A 6737-nucleotide genomic window follows, 5' to 3' on the forward strand; every position below is an offset into this window, starting at 1 on the left:
TTTCTTCCAGTTACTCTCCTTGCTCTTTAGGGTACTATCTAACCAAATGCATGAAGAGCGGAAGGTCAGATCAGAAGAGAGGAGTATGTTATGAAACGGAGACGTCAATTGAACAAAAAGTCCCGTACAGTTCAGACCAAACCGGTCAGAAATCGTACTCACAAGTTTATTGCGGGATTACTGAGTGCCATTATTCCTGGTCTGGGTCATATTTATCTGAGATTGTACATGAGAGGTTTGACCTTTATGCTGCTTGTTTTGCTTGATCTGTCAGCAGTATTGTACTTCTCATCCATTGGAATACAGATCAATGTGCCATTGCTCATCTTACTGGCTTTGTGTATTCCGGTTATTTACTTTTACAATGTATATGATGTGTTGCAATCTGCAGATTGGGTCATGATGCGCAGACGTAGAGCCGTAACCCAGGCAACTTCGGACAAGCCGATATCCAATGAACGTTCTACGAGAGATGCAATGATGGTTTGGGAGAGAGGCATATCGTTTGGATTACTTCTGATTGTGGGAGGGTCTTTGATGGTGCTGTTTTTTCGCAAACCACGTTGGTTTCAAGAGATTCTCGCCATGTACGGCGGATATTCATTTGCGGTTCTCATGATCGTAGGCGGTTTGCTTCTGTTTGGTCGTGAGTTCTGGGTTATGTTGAACAAGAAAAAATTGTAGTGGAAACGACACAAGGAGGGAACGTGATGAACCGTAAAGTCCGGGTTGGCCGCTATACGGCTGCCGCCTTAATCATAGCGGTCGGTGTGCTGTTGATTTTGGATAAACGGTGGGGAACTGACTATGTATATGAGATGGTGGACTGGTGGCCATTTTTGCTCGTTGTTTTAGGTGTTGAATATATTGTGCTGTTCCTATGGACACGCAGAAGAAACAAGGTGCAATCGGATAACCCGAGCAATCCTGATGAGCAAATCAAAGTACGTTTCAGACCCGATGCCAAAGGCATTCTAACCTCATTGATTTTGGCGGCTTCCGTATTTATCGTCACCGAGCAGGATCACTACATGCATTTATGGAATAGAGTGAGTCTAAATCTCGGAGCGGCATCCATGGACTACAGTCAAGCGGCAGGATATATGGAGGATAAGGGCACGATTCGTGTACCTGTTCGCATGGATACGTCGGACCTCGTGGTCGAAGGTGTCAACGGAGATATCTCGGTACAACGCGGAGATACGGATGAGATTGAAGTACGGACGGTGATCTGGGTAGATCAGACGACGGAAGTACAGGCAAAGGCCGTTGCAGCAGCCTCTTTTGTAGAGGCGGATGGTACAAAAGTAATTTATATCAAAGCTACAGGCAAGACGTATGGAGACAATGAAAAAACGCAGCCGCGTATGAATCTTACCATTACGATCCCGGATGATCGTCGTTTTAATCTGGATATTCGAACTTCCAATGGAGCCATATTGTTAAACCGTCCGGAAGCCATTAGTACCATACTGGCCGAAACGGGTAACGGACGTATCCGGATTACCAATGCTGTTGGGGATATCTCTGGGAAAACGTTGAACGGGGATGTCATTGTAGCCAATGCCATTGGTAATGTCGATCTGGACAGTAACCGTGGAGACATGAAGGCTCGCGGTATTTCCGGCGATGTAGATCTTGCTACACAAGTGGGAAGTATCAGTATTGCGGACTCCGTTGGTGAATTCATCGCAGAGACACGCAACGGCAATATTACGCTGGATGGAGCCAATCTGGGAATCAAAGCCCAATCGCTTAATGGCAGCATTAACATCGTATCTACCAAAGTCGGAGGGGACTGGGATGTGTACAGTGCGGTGGGAGCCATTAACGTATTACTTCCTGATCGTGGAGACTACAGCCTTGCGGGTTCCAGCAGTTATGGAGATCTAAGTACGGATCTGCCATTCAAAGTACAGAATAAAACCATAGAAGGCCAGCTCGGTGAGGGCGAGTACAGGGTGAAAATTGAAGGCAACAGTGATCTCACCATTCAGAGTAACCCGGCTGTATCTACGCCTGAAACAGTTACACCTGATTCTGAAGATACGGCTGAGAATCTGGAACAGACTACCGAGGACGGACCAAATTCCCAGGAGGATTCTACAGAGGTTCCTTGACCGCCGCGTTGACAATAAACTTGTAATCGCCGTACAATAAATGTACACTGGCAAGATTACACGGCATGAAAGATGGATTGTCGTTCTTAATGGCCGGGAATCAACTCTGAGCGAGGAGACAGTAACTTACTCTTCACCAGAGAATGAAAGGTAAGGCGGTGGGTTTTATGGCAACACGTGTCCAACATGCGTTGGAGCATCTGAAAACGACCGGTGTCCGTATTACACCCCAGCGTCATGCCATATTGAACTATCTGATGGAATCCATGGGGCATCCGACAGCCGATGAAATTTACCGAGCCCTTGAACCCCAATTTCCCAGTATGAGCGTGGCAACGGTATATAATAATTTGAAGATGTTTCTGGAAGCTGGCATGGTCCGGGAATTGACATACGGAGATAATTCAAGTCGCTTCGATGCCAATGTGACGGATCATTATCATGTTATCTGTGATCAATGCGGCAAGATTGAAGACTTCAGCTATCCTTCACTCAAAAGTGTAGAGCTTCAGGCGGAGTCTAGTACAGGATTCGAAGTACACGGTCACCGATTGGAAGTATATGGCGTTTGCAAAAGTTGCAGGGATTAAGAGAGTTGAATTACAATATTAACGTGCAGAATTCAGTATGGATTCTTCACGTTTTTTTTTAGCATTTATGCAAAAGGCTCATCTTTATAACAACTTATGCGCACATCCTTATGATCAGCATAATTAACGGAGGTAGACGTTTGGGTAGAAAAAGCAGATATACACGTCAGAAGCGACGTTCATTTTGGCCCGGTTTTCTGGGGGCTTGTCTGATCGCCGGGGGGGCTTACTGGCTTATAACAAATGTATGGTTGAACCAGACCCATGAAGACCCCGACTGGGTAGGAAGAAGCCAGCCTATTTTTGTAGACGGGCAACTGATGGATGGAGACGCTCTGGGTACAGGAGATCAACTCAAGTTGCCTGTAGATGTGCTGCAAGAAGCGATTGATGCAGGCATACGTTATGAATCAGAATCGGGAGATATCATCATTGCCTCTCCTCAGCGAGTCCTTCATATGAAAGATGGAAGCACACAAGCAGAACTTAATCACAAAGATTATCCTATGACAGTTAAGCCTGAGGTTAAGGACGGAGAAGCCTATATTCCGCTCAAACCTTTGAAAGAAGTATATGGCATAACCGTACAGGAAGATTCAGTAACAGGTGCTGTGCTGCTGATGCGTGGAGGAGACATGATACAGTATGCAGAGATTGATACATTATCATCCAAAGCGGACAAGACGGTACCGTTATATAAACGTGGGGGAGAATCCTCACCAATCATTGCCGATATGGATAAGGATGCAAGGGTACGTGTATGGCAGACGGGTGATAAACAGAGTTTTGTTCAACTCGATAATGGATATGCCGGATATGTAGATAATGATTATATTGTCCTCACCGAGAAAAAGAAGGTGGACTTGCCCAAGTATACGCTGACTGCAGCAGAGAAGAAGTGGCAGAATAAACCGGTAAATCTGGTTTGGGAAGCTGTGTACAATCGTCAGCCTGATGTGGGCTCTATCGGTAAAATGCCCGGTGTGAATGTGGTCAGCCCCACATGGTTTCATATTACGGATGGACAGGGCACTGTGAAAAGCAAGGGAAACCAAGCTTATGTGAACTGGGCTCACCGTTCGGGTATGGAAGTATGGGGACTCATGGATAACAGCTTTGATCCGGACGTTACCAAAGAAGCTGTAGCTTCTTACGAGACACGCACGCATATTATTGAGCAGATGTTAGAGTATGCACAGACGTATCAACTGGATGGTATCAACATCGACTTTGAGAACGTGTATACCGATGACGGGCCGAATATTACGCAGTTTGTGCGCGAGATCAAGGCGATGGCTCGTATACATGGGTTGATGTTATCAATCGATGTAACACCAAAATCGAACAGTGAGATGTGGTCTGCCTTTCTGGATCGCCGTGCATTAGGTTCTTTTGCAGACTATGTTATTGTGATGGCTTATGATGAACATTGGGCGGCCAGTCCTAAGGCAGGTTCGGTTGCATCTCTGCCTTGGACCGAGGCTTCCATGAGACGTATACTTGAGGAGGATGAAGTCCCTTCTAACAAGTTGATCATGGCGGTTCCGCTCTATACACGGATATGGACGGAAGAGACGAATGATCAGGGTGAGGTTAAAGTGTCTTCCAAAGCGGTGGGCATGAATACCATCGTGGAGCTGATCAAAGAGAAGAAACTCAAACCTGAATTGGATCAGGCAAGTGGACAGAACTATGTGGAATATAAGGAAGACGGAGCTACCAAGAAAATATGGATCGAAGATGCCGTGTCCCTTCAGGCGCGGGTGGATTTGATTGCTTCGTTGAAACTGGGCGGAGTAGCAGCATGGAATCGGAGTTTTGCTAATGCTTCTGCATGGGAGGTATTGAAGCAGGCCGGTTACCAGAAATAATTTACTCGAACTCAGAGTGTCTGCTTGGTTCAATTTGTTTTCGCTAAGCTCAAAGTTTCTCCTAGGATACCATCATACGTACAGTCTACCGTTTTATTGGTCGTAGAACTTATAACTTAACTTCATATTTTAGCTATTGATAACAGCAACAAGGGCTTACTTATAAGCCAAGTACAAAAAGGTCCGGTAAACATACCGGGCCTTTTTTTGTTCTTCAATGAAATTAAGGTAAAACATTTAGCGGTTGGAGATCATTTCGTGCTAACCATCGGTGGGGGGAGCTTGTGTAGAAGGCGCTTTCAGTTGTTGACTGGTCATGTTGGCTTTAGTAGGGTCCAGGGTGAGGATGGTATGACAGAACATACAACGATCCGTTTTGCCAAGCATTTTGGTTAACTTCCCGCATTCCGGACAGTCGACTTGTACTGCACTGGTGGAGAGCATACCCGCCCAGAAATAAATGGCTAGACTGGCCATCATGGCAATCAGTCCGATGACGAGGCCTACAGCTGCGAATACCTTGCCTGCATGTCCCCAAAAAACAATCCCGGCTGTTCCCAGTATCATTAGGCCCATACCTAGCATGGTCAGTAGTAATCCCCAAGTGCGAAAAGCATTAATTTTTGCTGATTTAAAAATCATGAAAAATGCTCCTATCGTATGAGTAGTATTGGACCTGGAAAAGAAGGAAACTTCAGTCTGGATGTAGAATTACATTATAACTGACTTGGCGCTTATCTGCCATGAAATGTATGGAGGGAATCGTGGAATTAAAGAACCTTGCTTTTTTGTCCGAACAGTCGGAAGAGACAGGGGCAGTTGGGGCTATCGCTTATTCCCACCCGGGAGAGCGATTCCACGGCTCCCTAATTCAAGATTTCGAATTATTAGTACTTGTTGTTCATAATGATGATCAATTGAAGTCGGCGGTGGGACATTACAGATATGGTGATCTTCGTTATCAAATGATCTATGCAAGCCGTCATGAATTAAAGAGTAGTGTAGTTACCGGGAATCATAATAATCTCACCCAGTGTCTGATTGAAGGTGAGATTATCTGGGAAGCGGACAGCGCCCTAAGTGATTTGCGAGAAGAACTGTCTACCTTTGGGGCAGAATTGCGTGAGCAGAAGCTGCTACATGAATTCACCAGTTTCTTGAGAATGTATGTGGAGGCCAAACGTCATATTCAGGAAGGTCATGTTGTAGACGCCTACTACAATGTATTAGAGGCTCTGGGGAACTGGGCAAGAATTGTATTGATTGAACAGGGGATATACCCGGATCATGCCGTCTGGACACATGTGCAGAATCTGGATCGCGCTTTATGGAAACTATATCAAGAGCTTACCGTAAGCTCGGAGACGCTGGAGCAGCGAGTGGAGCTTGTCCTGCTTGCCTGTGAATTTTCCGTAATGTCCAAAATGAGTGAATGCTCAGAACTGCTGCTGCGTGTGTTAAGAAGTCGCAAGGAGCCGTGGAGCATGAATGAACTTGTTCATCATCCGCAGTTAAGATTTGTTCGAGAAGATCTGCCTTTGGTTATACGTAAGCTGGTCTTTCGTTCTATTGTAAAAGAATCGGCAGGATGGCCATCGATCGAAGGAGAAGGTAGGGAAATTCGGTATTGGATTGAGGCATAACCTCCTCCCGAAGCCTGACGCTATATTGATCACATAAGGGAGGGGAAACCTTCCTTTTTTGTTTGTTTAATAATTTATAAAAAGAGGTTGACTCTCATTCACGATATATGATACATTATATTTCGTTCCTCAAACGAGATTATCGCCAACAAACGATAAATTCTTCAGAGGAAAAGTGAAGAACTAAAGCTTCAAAAAAAGAAATCCAAAAAAGTTCTTGACGAAAACAAACGAAATGTGTTACATTATTTAAGTCGCCGCCGAAACTTGGTTGAGACGAAAAAGAAGTGAAACAAATCGTGTTTGATCTTTGAAAACTGAACAACGAGTGAGTAAACATTCTGCTTGCAGAATGAACGCGAAAGTTGGAAACAAGCCTTGGTTTGGATCGGCTGGAGCACAAATGAGATTTTTAATCTCGTCAGATTCAAAATGAGCTTATCGCTCTTTTCAATACTTTATTGGAGAGTTTGATCCTGGCTCAGGACGAACGCTGGCGGCATGCCTAATACA

The 6737-nt window shown here is 45.1% G+C and carries 6 protein-coding genes; 5 read left to right on the forward strand and 1 reads right to left on the reverse strand.

The window, feature by feature from the left end:
• The first annotated feature begins 90 nt into the window (after positions 1-90).
• From BLS69_RS28600 to BLS69_RS28615, 4 genes are all read left to right on the forward strand, one after another.
• Positions 91-684 (forward strand): hypothetical protein, encoded by a 594-nt coding sequence (locus BLS69_RS28600; RefSeq protein ID WP_091038588.1) that lies wholly within the window; start codon positions 91-93, stop codon positions 682-684.
• 26 nt (positions 685-710) lie between these two features.
• Positions 711-2120, forward strand: a complete 1410-nt coding sequence (locus BLS69_RS28605; protein ID WP_036667994.1) for a DUF4097 family beta strand repeat-containing protein — start codon at positions 711-713, stop codon at positions 2118-2120.
• Positions 2121-2287: 167 nt separating this feature from the next.
• Entirely contained in the window at positions 2288-2710 is a 423-nt protein-coding gene (gene perR / locus BLS69_RS28610) for a peroxide-responsive transcriptional repressor PerR (protein ID WP_026081471.1), read from the forward strand.
• A 140-nt stretch (positions 2711-2850) separates the two neighbouring features.
• Positions 2851-4581 (forward strand): glycosyl hydrolase family 18 protein, encoded by a 1731-nt coding sequence (locus BLS69_RS28615; RefSeq protein WP_091038589.1) that lies wholly within the window; start codon positions 2851-2853, stop codon positions 4579-4581.
• Positions 4582-4842: 261 nt separating this feature from the next.
• Here BLS69_RS28615 and BLS69_RS28620 read toward each other — a convergent pair whose 3' ends face one another.
• On the reverse strand, positions 4843-5223 hold the full coding sequence (locus BLS69_RS28620; RefSeq protein ID WP_091038591.1) for a DUF2614 family zinc ribbon-containing protein: 381 nt from the start codon (positions 5221-5223) through the stop codon (positions 4843-4845).
• 122 nt (positions 5224-5345) lie between these two features.
• Between BLS69_RS28620 and BLS69_RS28625 the strand changes: the two genes are divergently transcribed.
• Positions 5346-6224: a nucleotidyltransferase-like protein gene (locus BLS69_RS28625; RefSeq protein WP_240768309.1), complete on the forward strand. Its 879-nt coding sequence runs from the start codon at positions 5346-5348 to the stop codon at positions 6222-6224.
• Positions 6225-6737 lie beyond the last annotated feature (513 nt).

The organism is Paenibacillus sp. CF095 (genome assembly GCF_900101225.1).
Lineage (GTDB): Bacteria > Bacillota > Bacilli > Paenibacillales > Paenibacillaceae > Paenibacillus.

Excerpts from the sequence above, each read along its gene's own strand:
- BLS69_RS28600 (WP_091038588.1), top strand. The coding sequence starts at position 91 with ATGAAACGGAGACGTCAATTGAACAAAAAGTCCCGTACAGTTCAGACC.
- BLS69_RS28620 (WP_091038591.1), bottom strand. The coding sequence starts at position 5,223 with ATGATTTTTAAATCAGCAAAAATTAATGCTTTTCGCACTTGGGGATTA.
- perR (WP_026081471.1), top strand. The coding sequence starts at position 2,288 with ATGGCAACACGTGTCCAACATGCGTTGGAGCATCTGAAAACGACCGGT.
- BLS69_RS28605 (WP_036667994.1), top strand. The coding sequence starts at position 711 with ATGAACCGTAAAGTCCGGGTTGGCCGCTATACGGCTGCCGCCTTAATC.